The 16,998-nt window shown below is 56.8% G+C and carries 12 protein-coding genes; 4 read left to right on the plus strand and 8 right to left on the minus strand.

Going from position 1 to position 16,998, the window contains the following annotated elements; all coding sequences use genetic code 11:
* Window positions 1-38 precede the first annotated feature (38 nt).
* The 5 genes from LAO21_02165 to LAO21_02185 all read right to left on the minus strand — a co-directional run bounded on the left by LAO21_02165 (window position 39) and on the right by LAO21_02185 (window position 5,851).
* Window positions 39-1,592: a long-chain fatty acid--CoA ligase gene (locus tag LAO21_02165; GenBank protein MBZ5551497.1), complete on the minus strand. Its 1,554-nt coding sequence runs from the start codon at window positions 1,590-1,592 to the stop codon at window positions 39-41.
* Between the two features lie 47 nt (window positions 1,593-1,639).
* The gene (locus LAO21_02170; GenBank protein ID MBZ5551498.1) at window positions 1,640-2,632 is read right to left on the minus strand and encodes a ketoacyl-ACP synthase III; all 993 of its coding nucleotides are present in this window, start codon (window positions 2,630-2,632) and stop codon (window positions 1,640-1,642) included.
* A 38-nt stretch (window positions 2,633-2,670) separates the two neighbouring features.
* Window positions 2,671-3,453 carry a 3-oxoacyl-ACP reductase FabG gene (gene fabG, locus LAO21_02175; GenBank protein ID MBZ5551499.1) on the minus strand — a complete coding sequence of 261 codons (783 nt, stop codon included), beginning with the start codon at window positions 3,451-3,453 and terminating at the stop codon, window positions 2,671-2,673.
* Window positions 3,454-3,618: 165 nt separating this feature from the next.
* A complete protein-coding gene (locus tag LAO21_02180; protein MBZ5551500.1) occupies window positions 3,619-4,638 on the minus strand; it encodes a VWA domain-containing protein in 1,020 nt (339 codons plus the stop codon).
* Window positions 4,639-4,723: 85 nt separating this feature from the next.
* On the minus strand, window positions 4,724-5,851 hold the full coding sequence (locus tag LAO21_02185; GenBank protein ID MBZ5551501.1) for a M20 family metallopeptidase: 1,128 nt from the start codon (window positions 5,849-5,851) through the stop codon (window positions 4,724-4,726).
* Between the two features lie 235 nt (window positions 5,852-6,086).
* Here LAO21_02185 and LAO21_02190 point away from each other — a divergent pair, with 235 nt between their 5' ends.
* A complete protein-coding gene (locus LAO21_02190; protein MBZ5551502.1) occupies window positions 6,087-9,377 on the plus strand; it encodes a carboxypeptidase regulatory-like domain-containing protein in 3,291 nt (1,096 codons plus the stop codon).
* Between the two features lie 123 nt (window positions 9,378-9,500).
* Here LAO21_02190 and LAO21_02195 read toward each other — a convergent pair whose 3' ends face one another.
* Window positions 9,501-9,707, minus strand: coding sequence for a hypothetical protein (locus LAO21_02195; protein MBZ5551503.1), 207 nt, complete (start codon window positions 9,705-9,707; stop codon window positions 9,501-9,503).
* Between the two features lie 271 nt (window positions 9,708-9,978).
* Here LAO21_02195 and LAO21_02200 point away from each other — a divergent pair, with 271 nt between their 5' ends.
* Window positions 9,979-11,259 carry a mechanosensitive ion channel gene (locus LAO21_02200; GenBank protein MBZ5551504.1) on the plus strand — a complete coding sequence of 427 codons (1,281 nt, stop codon included), beginning with the start codon at window positions 9,979-9,981 and terminating at the stop codon, window positions 11,257-11,259.
* Window positions 11,260-11,376: 117 nt separating this feature from the next.
* A complete protein-coding gene (locus tag LAO21_02205; protein ID MBZ5551505.1) occupies window positions 11,377-12,579 on the plus strand; it encodes an NAD(P)/FAD-dependent oxidoreductase in 1,203 nt (400 codons plus the stop codon).
* A 658-nt stretch (window positions 12,580-13,237) separates the two neighbouring features.
* On the opposite strand, the gene LAO21_02210 is transcribed toward LAO21_02205, so the two are convergent.
* A complete protein-coding gene (locus LAO21_02210; protein ID MBZ5551506.1) occupies window positions 13,238-13,465 on the minus strand; it encodes a hypothetical protein in 228 nt (75 codons plus the stop codon).
* Window positions 13,466-13,682: 217 nt separating this feature from the next.
* A complete protein-coding gene (locus LAO21_02215) occupies window positions 13,683-14,948 on the minus strand; it encodes an adenylate/guanylate cyclase domain-containing protein (GenBank protein ID MBZ5551507.1) in 1,266 nt (421 codons plus the stop codon).
* 428 nt (window positions 14,949-15,376) lie between these two features.
* On the opposite strand from LAO21_02215, the gene pruA reads away from it, so the two are divergent.
* Entirely contained in the window at window positions 15,377-16,936 is a 1,560-nt protein-coding gene (gene pruA, locus LAO21_02220) for an L-glutamate gamma-semialdehyde dehydrogenase (protein MBZ5551508.1), read from the plus strand.
* Window positions 16,937-16,998 lie beyond the last annotated feature (62 nt).

Here is a 16,998-nt window from a genome sequence, read left to right on the forward strand (position 1 = left end):
TTTGCCGCACACCCGTCGGCTCCAGTAATCCTTTGGCTTCAGTGGCCCAGCGATTTCCCATTTCTCTCGTGTAGATAGCGCTCCTGCAGTTCTGATTTCACGACCTTTCCATAAGGCGTACGAGGAAGCGTCTCCGTATAGATGAATTCCTTGGGAATTTTGTACTTCGCAAGGCGAGTTGCGAGAAAGCGGGACAACCCCTCGCTGGAGACGGCCCATCCCTCGCGAACGACCAGGAAGGCCACGCCGACCTCTCCCCAGGTGGGGTCAGGCACTCCGATCACCGCGGCATCCTTGATTTCAGGATGGAGAAGCAGTTCTCCTTCGATCTCAGCGGGATAGATATTGACCCCGCCGCTGATGATCATGTCCTTCTTGCGGCCGGCGATGTAGAAGAACCCCTCCTCATCACACTTCACCAGATCGCTCGTATGGAACCACCCTTCCTTGTCGAGGGCTGCAGCCGTGGCATCGGGATTATTCCAATACCCCAGGCTCACGTGAGGGCCCCGAAGGAGCAGTTCCCCCACTTCCCCCGCAGGGGTGATGCGCCCTTCCCCATCGACCAGTCTTGCCTCAGTCAACATCATCGGCTTACCAATGGAACCTGCCTTCCGGACCGACTCCTCGAGGGTCATCGAAAAGCAATTCACTCCCACCTCAGTCAGGCCGTAACCTTGCTTGAAGATGACCCCCCGCTCCTGGTATGCGTCAATAATGTAGCGAGGCAACGGAGCTCCACCGCTTATGAACCAGCGCACATGTGCGAGATCGATGTGTGAATACTCGGGGGCTTCCAATAACATTTTGAAAATGGTCGGGACCCCAAACACGACCGTACATTTCTCCTTTCCGATCGTCCGCCAGACCTCGGAGGCATCGAATCCACGGTGGAGGACGATGGTCCCCCCGATCACAAAAAGAGGAACCAGGAACACCCCCAGACCTCCAGCGTGATACAGTGGGGTGAAAATAGGCGCCACATCCTCCTCTCGAAGCTGCCAGGAAATTGCGGTGTTATAGCCATTCCAGGCCACCATACGATGCGGAATCATGACGCCTTTGGGTTGTCCGGTCGTGCCGCTGGTATACAGCAGGCAATAAAGGTCCTCCGGGTCGCAACGCGGTCCAACCCAACCAGAAGGCTCCAGGGTCTCGGTCGCCTTCCTGTAACTTGTATCCCCTGCATTCCGCGGTTCATCCAGGGAGATCCAATGCTTCAGGATTACTTTCCTTCGGAGTTGATCGACCGTGTCTGAGAGATCTCCCCCGAAGAGGAAAGCACTCAATTCGCTCTCGCGAATGATGAATTCCAGCTCGTAAGGCGTAAGGTGCGTGTTGAGCGGAACCAGAACGAGGCCTGTCTTCCCGGCGGCAAAGAAGGCCTCCAGAAACTCGACCCGATTGTGGGCCAGGATTCCCACCCGATCCCCCTTTTTCAATCCGCACCCTTCGAGCAACAGCCGGCCGCAGCGAATTGATCGCTCATTCAACTCCCGGTAGGTGAATCGTTCTTGAGTCGGAACATACACTAGCGCTGTTTTCTCAGGGGTGAGACGAGACCGTTCTCCGAGGATATCAGCGGAAATCATAGACCACTTCAGACTCTTTTCACCGAATCCTGTTGAGGTGCGTTTATTCAAGTCATTCGGATCGCTGTGGCCGCCTGATTGTAACCCACCCCCGAACCCACCAGGACCAGCAAATCCCCCGAGTGGATCTTGCCCTGCTCGAGGGCGTCATCCAGAGCCATCCCGATGCACGCGGAGCCGGTGTACCCAAATTTCTGCATGACCATGTGCGTCCGTTCCATCGGCAGCCCCAAATCCTTCATGACAAGCTCGATGGTGGGCTTGCGCACCTGCGTAAAGATAATGAAATCGATGTCCTCGATTTCAAACCCGCCGTTCTCCGCCAGACGACGAACGATCTTAGGCCAACCCTGATCGTTGATCTCCGGAGGATACCGATTGATCATGCGCACCTGTGTCCGGCCGGCACGGAGGGCGTCCTCATTGGCCGGCTCGAAGGTTCCACCCGAGTAGATGCCCCAGTAATTATGATACGACCCATCCGCATGAAACGCACTGGCGATAAATCCCGGGCGATCACCGGGCTCAACCACGGCGGCGCCGGCGCCATCTCCATAAAAGAAGGTCATGGGGTCTTTTGGATCCGCCAGCTTGTGCATCAGATAAACACCGACGACGAGAACAGTCCGCAGGGAGGGATTGGCGGCGATCAGACCGGCCGCCGCGTTGAGCCCGGTGGGAAAGGAGGCACAGGCGCAACCGACGTCGAAAGTGCCCGCATTGACGGCGCCGAGCTTGTGCTGGAGAACAACGGATGTGGAGGGAGTGATGTAATCCGGCGAGTCCGTTCCGAGAATAATCAGGTCCACCACTTCAGGCTTCCGATGTGCCCGCTCCAGGGCCTGCCGCGCCGCCGGCAGCGCAACATCGGAGGTGGTCCAGCCTTCCGGGGCATGCCAGCGCGTCAAAATCCCTGTTCCGGATTCCATCTTGTCGACGAAGTCGGGCACATGGGCCAACTGTTTTCGCAGGGTATCATTGCTCACCTCGATTTCGGGCAGAAAGCGTCCCGTCGAGACGATCGTTCCGTAACGGTTCATAAGAATCATCCTTTGTGTTGTGGCAAGAGAACGGGCTGCTAGGTTCCCAAGACAATTCCGCCATCGACCGACAGGATCGCTCCGTGGACGTACGTCGCCGCGTCCGAAGCGAGCCAGACGTAAGCATCGGCAATGTCGTTCGGCTCGCCCATTCGTCCCAGCGGTGTGTGTGAGACCATCGACTGGATCACCTTTTCCGGCATCGCCCTGACCATTTCCGTGGCAATGAATCCGGGGGCGATCGCATTGACGCGAATCTTGTAGCGCCCCAACTCCCGCGCCCAGGTCCGGGTCATGGCAATCACTCCCGCCTTGGTCGACGCATAATTCGTCTGGCCGAAGTTCCCGTACAACCCGACCACCGAGGAGGCATTCAAAATAACTCCCGAGCCCGCCTTGATCATATGGGGGATGACCGCGCGGGTGCAAAGAAAGACCCCCTTGAGGTTCACCGCGATGACCGCATCGAAGGCCTGCTCGGTCATCGTCGAAGCCACCGCCCCCTCCTTCCATTTTACAATCTGCGCATCACTGGTAATCCCGGCATTGTTGACAAGGACGTCGATCTTACCCCATCGTTCCACCACGTCTTGAACTGCGGCGTCCACACCTGTTGCATCGGTCACATCCACCCGGCGGAACAACGCCTCCCCTCCCGCTGATTTCAACTCTTCCAGCAGGGCTGCGGCAGCCGCCTCGCTCACATCCCATGCCGCGACCCGGCTTCCCTCCTGCGCAAAGCGACGGGCCGTCGCCCGCCCGATCCCCGCTGCTCCCCCTGTTACAATCACGACCTTGTTCCTGAGTCCCGTCTCTATCATGATGGCAGCCTCCTCCGTTCAACCCAACCTGTGAGAAACAGCCCTTCAACACCCCGGCAGAATTAAAAAAACGAACGCTCGATCGTTTTGCACGGAAGAATTTAGCGCCGGGACCGGACCGCTGTCAACTGGATCGTGCCCGGTCTCACTTCGTTCCCTGGATGGTCAGCGTCGGGGGGCGTAATAGCCACGACGATAGCGGACCGTGAATTCGGGACGATGGACCTGCACTTTGATGCGCCGGTACTTGCCGTCCCGGGCGGGGTTGGAGGGATAATAACCGATTTGATACTGCCCTTTGAGATCGTAGACAATGTCTTGACATGCCTTCGGCACCTCGTCGAGCGAGTTCACAAAGATCGCCTTGCCTCCACTCTCGTTGGCATAGACATTGAGAGAGGAGCCGTGGACGTTGAGGGCCTGAAGATGGGAGGCCAATCCCATGATCCCGCCCACCCCCTTGAGCCCAATGGCATAGACCAGGGCTTCGTGACTGCGGATCTTGTCGATTACCCCGCCCCCGGGAACATCCAGCCCATCCGAAATCACGACAACCGCCTGTTTCTTATTGGAAGCATCCCGCATCTTGAAGATCGCCTCTTCGACCCCCGCCCCCACCGAGGTGCCACCCTGAGCGACCAACCGGGCGAGAACCCGGCTGAAGTCTGTGTCGGCGGGGGTGAAATCCACCAGGGGATAGAATTGATCGGTAAATCCCAGCACAAAGATTTCATCCTTGGGTGAAAGGGCTTTTGCAAGCAATTGTGCGGCCTCTTCGGCCTTTTCCAGCTTGCCGCTGTTCGCCATGCTTCCACTGGTGTCGATGAGGATTCCGACGGTGACCGGGGTGTCGGTCTCCACGCCAAAGAGGGCGATGTCCTGTTGCACATTGTCTTCAAAGACGGTGAAATCCGTCTTCGCCAATCCGGGGACAATCTTTCCATTCTGGTCGAATACCGTCGTGTGAAGGTTAACCAGATCCACCTGCACCCGGATTGGAGGTTGGCTGGTCTGCTGGGGCTCAAGAGCGCCTTTCTTTTTCTTTTGAGCGAGGGAGAGCGGACCAAAGACCAGGCAGGCCCCTGTCAAAAGTACAAGGAACACACGCGGAGAGGCCTGCAGAAGAAAGCCGGCCGCCGTTCGGATCCGCAGTTTCAAATGACGGGAGAGAATAAGAATGGACATGAGACCGGTTGAATGGAGCGGTGTTCTCTGATCTTCAGCGTAGCGTTGAATACGATGCTGCCTCCTGGTAAATTTCCAACGTCTTTTACTCCATCGTCAACAGCCGGGTGAGCAAGGCGACGCGCTCCGGGAGTCGATCCAGCTGGATGAACTCATCCACCGAGTGTGCGCCGTCGCCGATCACCCCGAGCCCGTCCAGGGTGGGGACCCCGAGGGCTGCCGTGAAGTTGCCGTCGCTGCCCCCGCCCGTCGCACCTTCCGAGAGCCTGAGTCCGAGCTCCCGTCCGATCGCTTCGGCCCGTCTAAATAAAGCAGCGATCCTCGCAGTGCGCTCCAGTGGCGGGCGATTGATGCCTCCGGAGATCTCGAGTTTCGCCCCCGGGTTGAGGGGCCTCAGACCATAAATTCTTCGGGTAAGGCGTTCGCCTTCCCGCGCGGTTTTCACGCGCACATCGATTTCAATCTCAGCTTCCGCGGGGACCACGTTCGATCGCGTGCCGCCCGTAATGAGCCCCACGTTCACCGAAGTGCCGAGCCTGCGGTTCGTCATGGCCTGAAGTCTCAGCACCTGGCGGGACAGCTCCTCAATCGCATTCACGCCGGCTTCGTGGGCGATCCCTGCATGAGCCGCCACCCCCCGGACCCGCAGCCGGAAGACCCCGACACCCTTGCGCGCTGTCTTCAAGCCCCCGTGGGGCGAAATCGACGGCTCCAACACCAAGACATGATCGCTCTTCCTGGCTTCCGAAAGGATGAGGCTTCGCGATGAATGGCTTCCCACCTCTTCGTCAGAATCAAAGAGCGCCACGATGCGCCGCGGCGTTTCGAGCTCTAAATCCCGAATCGCTTTCAAGGCAAAATAGAAGGCCGCAATACTGGCCTTCATGTCAAAAATACCCGGCCCTCTGGCCCTGTTCCCTTCGATGGTGAAAGGAAGCATTTTCAACGTTCCCCCTGGCCAAACCGTATCCGTGTGGCCCAGAACGAAGACCTGTCTCCTCCCCCGACCGGCGCCCAGCCGAAGATGGTTCCCATATCCTCGGACGTGATGCACCTTCGACGTCACCCCAATCGAGCGAAACTTTCTCGAAAGCCAATCCACAAGCCGGTCAATGGCCGCTTTATCATCCGAGGGGGACTCCATCTTCACCAGCTCACCGATCATTCCGACCAGTTGCTCTCGCTGCCCCCTGAAATATTCAATGAGATTCATGTGATTGCCGCGTCATGTTACCCCTCAAACCGATCAAGTCAACAAATCATTTCATCCTGTAGAAGTCAAAGTCAAGGTTCAATCCTGAATTATCTCGCCCTTCTTTAATTTTTTAAAAAGAAACTCTTCTGCTCCCTTTCCGTTTTTGTTTATAATCAGGGCGTACACCACTACGAACCAAACCGACTACAAATCGTCAGTCACTAACCATTCGTTCCGGCAACAGGAGGTCACCATGTGTGGCTCAAGATTCCGTGCGAGTTACGCCGTAATGGTGTGTCTCGCGGCATACCTGTGTTTGACGAGCTTTGGTTTTGCACAAACCTTCCGGGGGACAATCCTCGGAACGGTGATGGACAATTCGGGCGCCGTGGTGCCGGGCGCCGGTATCACGGTGAAGAACTCAGCCACGGGGCTGACGCGGACAACGGCCACGGATACGGTGGGAAATTATGTCGTGGCGGAACTCCCTATTGGAACCTACGAGCTGACGGTCGAAATGAAAGGGTTCCAGAGGGCCGTTGTCACGAACCTGAAAGTTGAGGTGGCGGTGGAACGGCGGGTGGATGTCACCTTGCGGCCGGGCTCGCTTGAGCAAAGGATGGAAGTGGAGGCCTCGGTCCCGCTTGTGGACACCACCGATAACACCCTGGGGGGGTTGATTGAAAGCCAGCAAGCCGAGAGCCTGCCGGTCAACGGTCGTGACTTTAATAAACTCCTCGTTCTGGTCCCCGGAGCGAGCGGGGCCCCGGACGGCACCACGGATTCGCCCGGATCCTTTGGCTTGTTCAGCGTCAATGGCAATCGCGGCCGTTCCAACAATTATCTTCTGGACGGCACCGACATGAATGACGGTTATCGGAATCTGCCGGCCATCAACGAGGCGGGCGTCTTCGGCACTCCCGCCACTATTCTCCCCATCGAAGCGATCGCTGAAGTGGGGGTCCTTTCTCATTTCGAGCCGGAATACGGACGGAACGCCGGGAGCGTGGTTAACATCGTCACCAAGTCCGGGACCAATCAAATTCACGGCAGCGTGTATGAATTCTTCCGAAACGATAAGCTCGATGCCCGAAACTTCTTCAACCCCGACACCGACCCGAAGACGGCGTTCCGGAACAACCAGTTCGGGTTTGTCCTGGGCGGCCCCCTCGTGCATGACAAGACGTTTTGGCTTGTTAACTACGAGGGCCAACGGGAGCGCGTGGGACTGAATAGTGTGGCGCGCGTGCCGGACCCCCGGGAAATTGCCGCGCTTGGAGGCGCCACGAATCCGATCATTCGGGGGATTCTGGCGCGAAACCCGTGGCCTCAGCCCAACCGGCCGGTGCCCCTGTTTGATCCGTCGCCCAACGCCTTTATCACCACTCGCGCCTTCAATAACGTCGACAGCTTTATCGCCAAACTCGATCATACGTTCAACGCCACCAATACGCTGACCGGGCGATACTATTACGGGAACAGCGACCAGAGTTTTCCTCTGGCCATCCTGGCGGGCAACGTCCTTCCCGGCTTCAATACGGTCACCCCGACCCGGGTCCAGCTGGTCTCACTTTCGTACATCCACATCTTCTCCACCACCAAGGTCAACGAAGCCCGGTTCGGTTTCAACCGGTTTGTGGAGAAGTTCCTCCCCGAAGACAACGGCTTCGACCCAAGCACTATTGGGTTGAACACCGGCGCCACCAATCCCCGTGATTTTGGTTTGCCCTTTATTCGAATCCGGAACGATCCCGCGCTTGGATCCTCGATCGCCTCCATTGGTTCAACGCTGTCAGTGCCCCGGGGCCGCGTTGATACCAACTGGCAATTCATCGACAACTTCTCCTGGAAAGTGCCCAAGCACAACGTCAAACTGGGCTATGAATTCCGGCGCACCTTCGTGAACGGCTTTTTTGATGCCGGCTATCGCGGCCGCCTTGATTTCGCATCCCTCCAGGATTTTCTCCAGGGGAATTTGAGTGGCGGTCGCAGCGCCCGGGGCGATTCGCAGCGGGGGACCTTCCAGAACTCTTATGGGTGGTATTTCCAGGACGGCTTCCAGGTCCGGCGCAACCTGACTCTCAACTATGGCCTGCGGTGGGACTACTACGGGGTCATCGGAGAAGAGCGGAATCGGTTCAGCAATTTTGATCCAACCCTCGGCCTCGTCCCCATCGGCTCGAACGGCCTCGACAGGTTGTACAACCGCGACCTCAATAATTTTGCTCCACGCCTCTCAATTGCCTGGGACCTGACCGGAAAGGGCAAGACGGTATTGAGGGCGGGATGGGGACTGTTCTTCGACGCCTTCTCGCAGGACTTCTTTGTCGGCCAACTTCCCTTCAACACGTTCAATCCGGGTGCGGCATACAATCCTATTGGACCCTCTGGTGTTCTTTTCTCTTTCTCCACGACTGACACCTTGCAGCGCGGCGTCCCTGTCTTCACCGGTTTCTCGGATTCCGATGTCTTCGCCACGCAGCGCGACTTGCGCACACCCTACGTGCAGAACTTCAGTCTGAATCTCCAACAGGAGGTCGCCAAGAACGTGGTTCTGCAAGTGGGCTATGTGGGATCTCAGGGCCGGAAGCTGTTCCGGTACCGGGACATCAATCAGCCGCCCAACCCCGCAGTTTCTACCTCACGGCCCTTTGATAACGGTCCCTTCGCTCCTTCCGGCGGCACCTTCTTCTATATCAACAACCTGGAGAGTTCAGCGGCGTCCAATTACAACAGCCTGCAGACCAGCCTGGCTTTCCGCAACTTGCACGGCTTCACGTCCACGGTGAACTGGACTTATGGGCACTCCATCGACAATGCCAGTGACGGGCAAGACTACGTGGCCAACGCCACGCAACCGGAAAACAGTTTCCGCCCGGACCTCGAACGTGCCAATTCCAACTTTGACATCCGACACCGCATTTCGTGGACCTTCTCCTACGAAATTCCACAGTGGTCGCAAAGCTGGAAACGTTTAACGGCCGGTTGGCAGGTCAGCGGCGCCCTTTCGCTGCAATCGGGGGCCCCTTTCCACGTGAACCTGTTTGATGATTACAACGGGACGGGAGAGTTCTTCCCCCGCCCCGACCTTGTTGGCGACCCCTTCGCCGGGACCCATGGCCCGGACGCCTTCTTGAATCTCACCGCGTTCCAGGTTCCATGCCGCCTGGACCCCACCGGAGACGGGAGCGCCGCGTCCTGCATCCCGGGGACGCAGCATTTCGGTACGCTGGGCCGGAACTCTCTTCGGGGGCCGAACTACAGGGATTTCGATTTTGCAATCATGAAGATGACGCCGCTCAGTGAGAAGATCAAGCTCCAATTCCGCGCCGAATTCTTCAATTTGTTCAACCACCCCAACTTCAGCTCGCCGCTGCTGCCGGGGTTTTCCTCTGACGCCAGCTTCAACGGTATCAATCCGGTGACAGGGCATGGCGTTGGGTTTTTGCCCATCACGGTCACCCCTGATGTCGGGATAGGAAATCCTTTCCTGGGAGGCGGTGGTCCGCGGAATATTCAGATGGCATTGAAACTGATCTTTTGATCTGGCGGGGAGAGCACAAAAGACCTCGGGCTGCTCGATTGAGTGGCCCTTTTTTGTGCCCCGGGTTTTCCTTCAATCCAATTCCGTTCAGGAAGAAGTCGATCGATGGGACGTAAGCTGGGCTCAGGCCGACTTGGCTTGCGTGATCTCTTCCGGGCTCAGTTCAAACTTCATCCCCGGCTGCAGTTCCTTCGGCAATACCCAGCGCTCCCCTGATTGAATCTTCTGCTGGAGATCAAGGTACAACTGCGTATACTTGTGTTCTTCATCGTAGGCCATTGCCGTGGCTTTGCGAAAACCAAAGCTGATGTGAAAGAGTTCGAAGGTCATGGCGAAATCATAACACAGGTATTGCAAGAGAGACAGCCGGCCTGCACGCTCATCCCGGGTTCTGCATGCTCTTCGCTCCAGTGCTTCAGGCCGCGCCATGAAGAACGAGTTCGAATCGCTTGCTTTTGCGAATACAAATTCTGATTTATATTTCCTGATCGCGTCCCTATAATTCCATTCGCCCTTAGGATTTCAGAGTCACAGAGGCCTTGTGAAAACTCAGCCGAATGCACGCCGTCAGCGGGAATGGAGGGGAGCACTCCTTTGCCTCATGGCACTGCTGCTCGTGTCTTTCGAAATGAAAGGGTTTGCCGCCAGTTCCACTCCCCTTTCGACCGAAAGCAACCCCGCCCACAACACCGGGTCCGTGGCGTCGTCCAATTCCGTCGTTGAGATCCTGCAACGCATCCTCCAGGACCAGCAACGGCTTCGCGAGCTCAGGCCGGGGCGGTCCATTCTCCAGACAGAAATCGAAACGCTTCAGTCGGATGTTGATGATCTCACCGCCCGAGTCCAGGCGACCCCGGCCGTCATCCCAACGGGCGAGAGCAACCCCAGGCGGGATTCACTCGAGAAGAAGCTGGCCTCCGCTCAATCCAGGTTGAGCACCTCCACTCAAAAGATGAGCAAGGTCGAGGATGCAATGGAGGAACTCAGTAGTGAGCGGAATTCGATGCTGCTCGCTCTGGGACGCCGCATTGTGTTCTTCCTGATCTTTGCCTTCCTCATTTGGATCCTGGCACGACTTCTGAAGCGCATTCCCGGACGCATCGTCAAAGAGGAGCAGGACCGCTTTTACATCCACAAGCTCATCACCTATTCCGGCCGGCTGCTGGTCACAATCATCTTCCTCTACACGATCTTTGGAGAACTCGGCTCGTTCTCCGCATTCCTTGGACTGACGGGCGCCGGGGTCGCCATTGCCTTGCAGGATGTGATCGTGAGTTTCGTGGCATGGTTCTTCATCATCGGACGCCGAGGCCTGACCATCGGTGACCGCATCGAGGTCTCGGGCGTACGGGGGGATGTAATCGACATCGGGGTGCTCCGGATCGTCGTGCAGGAAGTCGGCAACTGGATCAGTAATGACGTCCCCACGGGGCGTCGTGTCTTCGTGCCCAACAGCTTCGTGTTCAAGAATTACTTTTTCAACTACACCAAGCCGCAACCCTTCATCAACGACGAGCTTAAGCTGACGTTCACCTTTGAAACGGACTGGCAGCAGGCAGTTGACCTGGTGCGGGCAACGGCTCGAAATGTGATGAACGAGTTCTTCGACGGAGAACCGGGAGGAAAGGAACTGGTCCCCCAGGACGAATCCTTCACGCACTGGGGAACCGGCGTCAATCCGGCGATGCCTGCAGTGTATACGCGAATTGCGGAGAGCGGCGTCGAGGTTCGAATCGTTTATTACACGCGGGTTCGCGAGCGCAACAAGATGCGTGACGCCATGAATCGCGCCATCCTGAAGGCGCTTTCAGCGCATCCCGGTCTGACTCTTGCTTACCCGACCTCCCGGGCCATTTCCACACCCTCGGGAGTCAAACCGTGAACCTTGAGGAGGGGACAAGGCGCTGTCACCCTGCCGCCCTCTTCGGGTCCGTTGAAAATAGCCGTCTCGTATCTGCCGGAGGTTCAGGTTGGAATGATGGCCGCTCAAATCTCTAAAATGAAAATCGCCGTGGTGGGAGCCGGTCCTGCAGGTTCGATGGCAGCATCCCTGCTGGCCGAAGCCGGTCATGAGGTTCTGCTCTTTGAGCGCAAAGGAGGGGCGTGGGAGAAGCCGTGCGGCGGCGGGGTCACGTCAAAAGGGATACAGCGCTATCCGTTTCTGCTGGATGCGATGATTGAGAAAAAGTCGATCCGTCGCATCGAACTTCTTGACCATGAGGGCCGCAGCATCCACCTCCCCCTTCAGGCGCCCCTCTACATTTACTCACGCAAGGCGCTCAATGAACTCATGCTCCAGAGGGCGTTGTCGAGGGGGGCGCGCCTTGTGCCGGCCCACATTAGAGATCTTGAAGCCAAAGATGCCGAAGTGGACTTGAACGGCTCCCCCGGCGGGCCAAGCCCCCACTGGGGTTTGCACACCCCTCACGGTTCGTTTGAAGCCGACTTTGTTATCATTGCGAACGGGGCGAAGAGTTCCCTGGCGGATAACCTGGGACATAATTTCACTACCGCCGACTACAGCTCCGCGATGGGATACCACCTCCCCCTTCGCGAAGATTTCATCCGGATTCAATTCCTGAAGCAATTCAAGGGCTACATCTGGACATTTCCGAGAAGCGATCACCTTTCGCTGGGGATATGCTCCAAACTCTCAGAGCACAGTGCCGATGAATTGAAATCGTTCCTTCACCTCTTTGCCCGGAGAATCTATGGCCGCGGGATCCCCACAAATGCTTACTTCTATTCCGCCCTGATCCCTACGCCGAAACTCGAGACTCTGCATCGATTGAAGATAACGGGCCCACACTGGGCACTCATTGGCGATGCAGCAGGATTGGTCGATCCCATCACAGGGGAAGGTATTTACTTCGCGATTCGATCCGCTGAGCTGCTCGTTCAGTCATTGCTGGAAGGTCAAGCTGATCTGTACCCGGCCAGGGTTCGCGAGGACTTTGGCCTCAATCACCAACGGGCCGCCCAACTGATGCCCACCTTTTACACGGGACGGTTCTGGGGGGGCGAGTTCACGACGCGCATGATTCAATTCGCTCGCGCTTCTCGGACTATTCATTCCATCCTGACCCAGCTCTTCGAAGACCAGGACTACATCCACCTGAAGCGCCGCCTCATGCAGCAATTTCCACGAGCAATGATGGAAGCCGCACTGGGCGTTAGACCACTGGTTGAGAAGCCGATATAAGGCGGGTTTCCGCCCGGGGCCCGAGGTCGTTCTCCCACCCATCAATCCGAGGTTCTAACCTGTGGATCTCGCCGAGGACCACGGATCGCCCGTGGACCTCGTCCCGAATTGCCTGATCAGGATTAATCCATTCGGCTGGCATGCATGGGAGGACGGTGGGAGGATCGCTCGTAGCCCCCCCCTCCTGGATCAGGATGAGGACTCTCCTCCACAAATGCAGTTTCCCATCTAAGACTCCCCGGCACCATTGTGAGGGTATCACAACGAACGTTCTCGGAATAAGTTCGCCTGTACTGGCAAGAATAGGACCGCCCATCGAGCGAGCTTCTAAACTCAATGATGCTCTCCATGGGCCCTCCGTACTGATTGGAGGATAACCTCAAAATTTGTCGAAATAACAACGGGGGTCGTTTTCCCTCTATACGCGGTGTGTTGGACCCTCCGAGGATCTTTGAAGTGGCAGGATAGGCGGAGATTATTCGACCTGAGGCACCTTGTGAGTTGCAGACGAAGGGGTCTTATTTGCGGAAAAACGAGGCAGGAGTCTTTGCGCGAGGAAGGCGTCTCATCCCACCTCTTTGACTACAAGACGCAATCTGGAGTGGCCGGGAGGTTGAAAAGATTCTAAATCCGGGCGTCCCGCATTCTAAAGGGGGTGTCACATTTCCAGGGGTGGTGCTTCCTGATCATCCCATTGCAGACTGTCAGGAACAAAGGTCATCGTATAGCATCCCCGGAATTGCAGGTATTCAATCTTGTACTGGCAGGTGTAAGACCGGCCATGGTATTCGTTCTTATATTCGATCACGTTTTCCACAACCCCTCCGATTTGCCTTCGGCGCTGATCCGCAATCAGATTCTCGTAATAGATCCATCCGTCGCTCAAACATGATTCAATCTGATTTCGGGAAGCCTTCCCGGTTGAGATCTCCCGGGTGACTACTCCGGGATTCGGGATCACTTCCGACTTCACTGTATTAAGGGTGGAAAGGAGGGGTAGAAAATATGCCCCAGCCAAGATTTTTACATATCGGCTTCGAAAAAGGAGATCCCAGCAATGGCGTCCGGTTCGACCCCGAACCGTAATGTTTGCTGGACCTTGGCTAACTTAGCGACCTTACCTCATAGGCGTGTGAAAGCCCGCCCTTCGCCTTGCTCACAATTCCCGGCCTAAACTCTTCAACCACGAGGTCCGGAGCCAATGCCTGGCAAATTTCTTCGCCCACCAAAATGATATTCCTTTCCCGGCTGCCGAATTCGCACAGGTTGCTCGCCGTGTTGACGACTTCTCCCATTACCGTGATGTGTCGGTACTGGGAGTGGCCCATCTCGGCACGATGCACGGGGCCGAGGGCAATTCCAATCCGGTTAAACAGCCTGGGGATTTTCAGTATGGACCACTTCGACTTCAGGGTGTCGAAGCTTTTCTGCATTTCGAGGGCTGCAGACACCGCCCTCTGTCCAGGTTCCGCCACGGGTTTTGGAACATTGAAGGTCACCATCAACCCGTCTCCGAGAAACTTGTCAATCGTCCCCCCATGATTCAGAACCACGTCACCCAGCAGCTCGAAGTATTCATTCATCAAGTCAATCACCACCGACGCGTCGAGATGCTTTGCCATCTCAGAGGACCCTGAGACATCTGAGAAAAGCACCGCGGCATCCTCGGCATCTCTCCGGGGAGTAATTCCCAACAATCGAAAGTTATCCGGGTCATCAAGAAAACTTCCCACCTTCAATACCAAGGAGGCGATGAGCCGTTCGGCGGCCTGCTGATCTCCCAGATCGAACTGCTTACTGCCCCTCTTATTCAGGAACTCGGCAACGCCGAGGCACCGTCCGTGGTAGATGAGCGGGAGAGCCAACATCTCGAGAGTGTCCGCCTTGGACACCTGGTCGGCTTTAGAGGCAAATCCCCCCTCGCCCCGAGGGTTATGAGTGATGATCGCCTTGGCGGACTTGAAGACGCTTCCGGCAACGCTATCCAAGGAGACGCGCAACCGTTTGAGATTCTCTGAACCCTGCCCCTCTAACGACAGAAAGACGAGTTCCTTTGGCTCCCCGGCGCGCGTGATGGAGGGGGAAGGCACCAGAATCGAGCTTCCCGTCGCTTCGATGGCATCGGCAATCGTGACGAGCTGGGCGTCGATCTCGCTCTTCCGAGTGAAAACAATGCTCCCCGCACTCAGCAAGGCCCGATGTTTGGTCTCCAAAGCGGAGTGCTGCCCCTGGAGGTTCTTGAGTTCGTTCTCAAGGTGGGATTGACTGATTTCACACCGCAATTTTGTCACGTAGATCGCGACACCCACCGCAGCGGATAAAACAGCAATTGATCCCGTCAGGATGGGAAGTAACTTCGCGAGATCCATCGACTCTCCTCCTTAATTTCCGCTCGTCCTCACCCGTCTGTGCTCATCCCCGACGGATCTGAATTCCAATCCCCGACAAGGCAGGCTGAAAAGCACATCGAGCGCAACGACCGCGCATTTTTCAAATGAGACTGATATGGGCAATGCGTGATTTCAGGCCAGGAGGTGAGCATGAATCCCGACCTCATGAATCCGGGTAACCCGCGGCTTCCATCTCGGAATTCTGAGAGACTTCAGTCTACACCGTTCAGCTGGATTTTGGAACGTCCAGTTCTTCCCCGGGCCGCTTGGCAATCCGGCCAAAATCGCATAGGATACTTACCTTGTCTTGGCGCGTTCGGGTCTTCCCGGGAATCGAGCGATGCACGACTGCCCTTCACCCATGCCGGACTGTCTGCAATCATACCCTCTCTTGAAAGGACTCCCTTATGTTTCATCCCTTTAAGAATCAACCTTTGGTCGACTTCACAGACGCGAAGAATGTTGCTGCCATGGAAACTGCCTTGTCGAAGGTGGAACGGCAGTTCTGTCAAAAATATCCTCTGATTATCGGTGGAGAACGATTCGAGACGGGAGACTTGCTGCCAACGATCAATCCTTCCCAGCAGGATCAGGTGTTGGGCTCGTTTCACCGTGCGAACCAGGCTTTCGCGGAAAAAGCCATTGATGCCGGCTGGAAGGCCTTTCACGACTGGTCCCGATTGCCCGCCCGGCGGCGCGCCAATTACTTGTTTGCCGCGGCGGCTGAAATGCGTCGGCGCAAGATGGAGTTCATGTCATGGATGGTCTTTGAGGTCGGAAAAAGCTGGTTTGAGGCGGATGCCGATGTCAGTGAGGCCATCGACTTCCTGGAGTTTTATGCCCGCGAAGCCCTCCGGTACGGTCTGCCGCAACCGTTGACCCCCTCTCCCGTCCCGGACGAGCACAATGATGCCTTCTATATTCCCCTTGGGGTGGGCGTGGTGGTTCCGCCCTGGAACTTCCCCCTGGCCATTACTGTCGGGATGACCGCGGCGGCGATCGTCGCCGGAAATTGCGTGGTGCTTAAGCCCTCCAGTGAATCCCCTCTCATCGCGTACAAGTTTGCTGAACTCATGGAAAGTGTTTCGCTGCCTGCGGGGGTTCTCAATTTCCTGCCGGGAAGCGGCGGGCAGATCGGCGATTTCCTGGTGTCGCATCCACGCACGCGGTTCATTTCATTCACGGGTTCAAAGGCCGTGGGCCTGCGTATTAACGAACTGGCCGCAAAGACTTCACCAGGACAGAAGTGGGTCAAACGAGTGGTTGCAGAAATGGGTGGCAAAGACACCATTGTAGTCGATGCGACCGCTGATCTCGAGGCGGCGGCTGAAGGAGTGGTGGCGTCTTCATTTGGCTTCCAAGGCCAAAAATGCTCCGCCTGCTCCCGGGTTGTGATTGAGGACAAGGTATATGACAAGACGATGGAGATGATCATTGGACGCACCCGGAAGATCACGGTGGGGCCCACCCGGGATCAGAAGAACTACATGGGCCCGGTCGTCAGCAAGTCAGCCTATGAATCCATTCTGAATTACATCGAAATCGGGAAGAAGGAGGGAAAGCTCCTGTCCGGCGGCGGCAAAGACGACAAGGCGGGAAACGGGTTCTTTGTTCAACCCACTATTTTCGGGGAAGTCGATCCGAAGGCGCGAATCTCGTGCGAAGAGATATTTGGGCCCGTGCTTGCGGCGCTGCGTGCCAGCGATTTTATGCAAGCCATCGAGACCGCCAATAACACGGAGTACGGGCTGACCGGGGCCCTCTATTCACGGGATCGCTCGCACATTGAATTCGCCCGGACGGAATTCCACGTGGGGAATCTCTATATCAACCGTAAATGCACGGGGGCACTCGTGGACGTCCATCCGTTTGGCGGCTTCAACATGAGTGGAACGGATTCCAAGGCGGGAGGACGAGACTACCTCTTGCTGTTCCTGCAATCAAAAGCTGTGGCGGAAAAATTTTAGGGGCGGACCGCTTCGAGCGCAGCCCACGACCCTCTGCGAGTCGCGTGGGCCAACGGGTGGTT

The sequence above is a fragment of the Terriglobia bacterium genome, from assembly GCA_020073085.1.
Lineage (GTDB): Bacteria > Acidobacteriota > Terriglobia > JAIQFV01 > JAIQFV01 > JAIQFV01.

Excerpts from the sequence above, each read along its gene's own strand:
- LAO21_02165 (MBZ5551497.1), bottom strand. The coding sequence starts at position 1,592 with ATGATTTCCGCTGATATCCTCGGAGAACGGTCTCGTCTCACCCCTGAG.
- LAO21_02170 (MBZ5551498.1), bottom strand. The coding sequence starts at position 2,632 with ATGAACCGTTACGGAACGATCGTCTCGACGGGACGCTTTCTGCCCGAA.
- fabG (MBZ5551499.1), bottom strand. The coding sequence starts at position 3,453 with ATGATAGAGACGGGACTCAGGAACAAGGTCGTGATTGTAACAGGGGGA.
- LAO21_02180 (MBZ5551500.1), bottom strand. The coding sequence starts at position 4,638 with ATGTCCATTCTTATTCTCTCCCGTCATTTGAAACTGCGGATCCGAACG.
- LAO21_02185 (MBZ5551501.1), bottom strand. The coding sequence starts at position 5,851 with ATGAATCTCATTGAATATTTCAGGGGGCAGCGAGAGCAACTGGTCGGA.
- LAO21_02190 (MBZ5551502.1), top strand. The coding sequence starts at position 6,087 with ATGTGTGGCTCAAGATTCCGTGCGAGTTACGCCGTAATGGTGTGTCTC.
- LAO21_02195 (MBZ5551503.1), bottom strand. The coding sequence starts at position 9,707 with ATGACCTTCGAACTCTTTCACATCAGCTTTGGTTTTCGCAAAGCCACG.
- LAO21_02200 (MBZ5551504.1), top strand. The coding sequence starts at position 9,979 with ATGGCACTGCTGCTCGTGTCTTTCGAAATGAAAGGGTTTGCCGCCAGT.
- LAO21_02205 (MBZ5551505.1), top strand. The coding sequence starts at position 11,377 with ATGAAAATCGCCGTGGTGGGAGCCGGTCCTGCAGGTTCGATGGCAGCA.
- LAO21_02215 (MBZ5551507.1), bottom strand. The coding sequence starts at position 14,948 with ATGGATCTCGCGAAGTTACTTCCCATCCTGACGGGATCAATTGCTGTT.
- pruA (MBZ5551508.1), top strand. The coding sequence starts at position 15,377 with ATGTTTCATCCCTTTAAGAATCAACCTTTGGTCGACTTCACAGACGCG.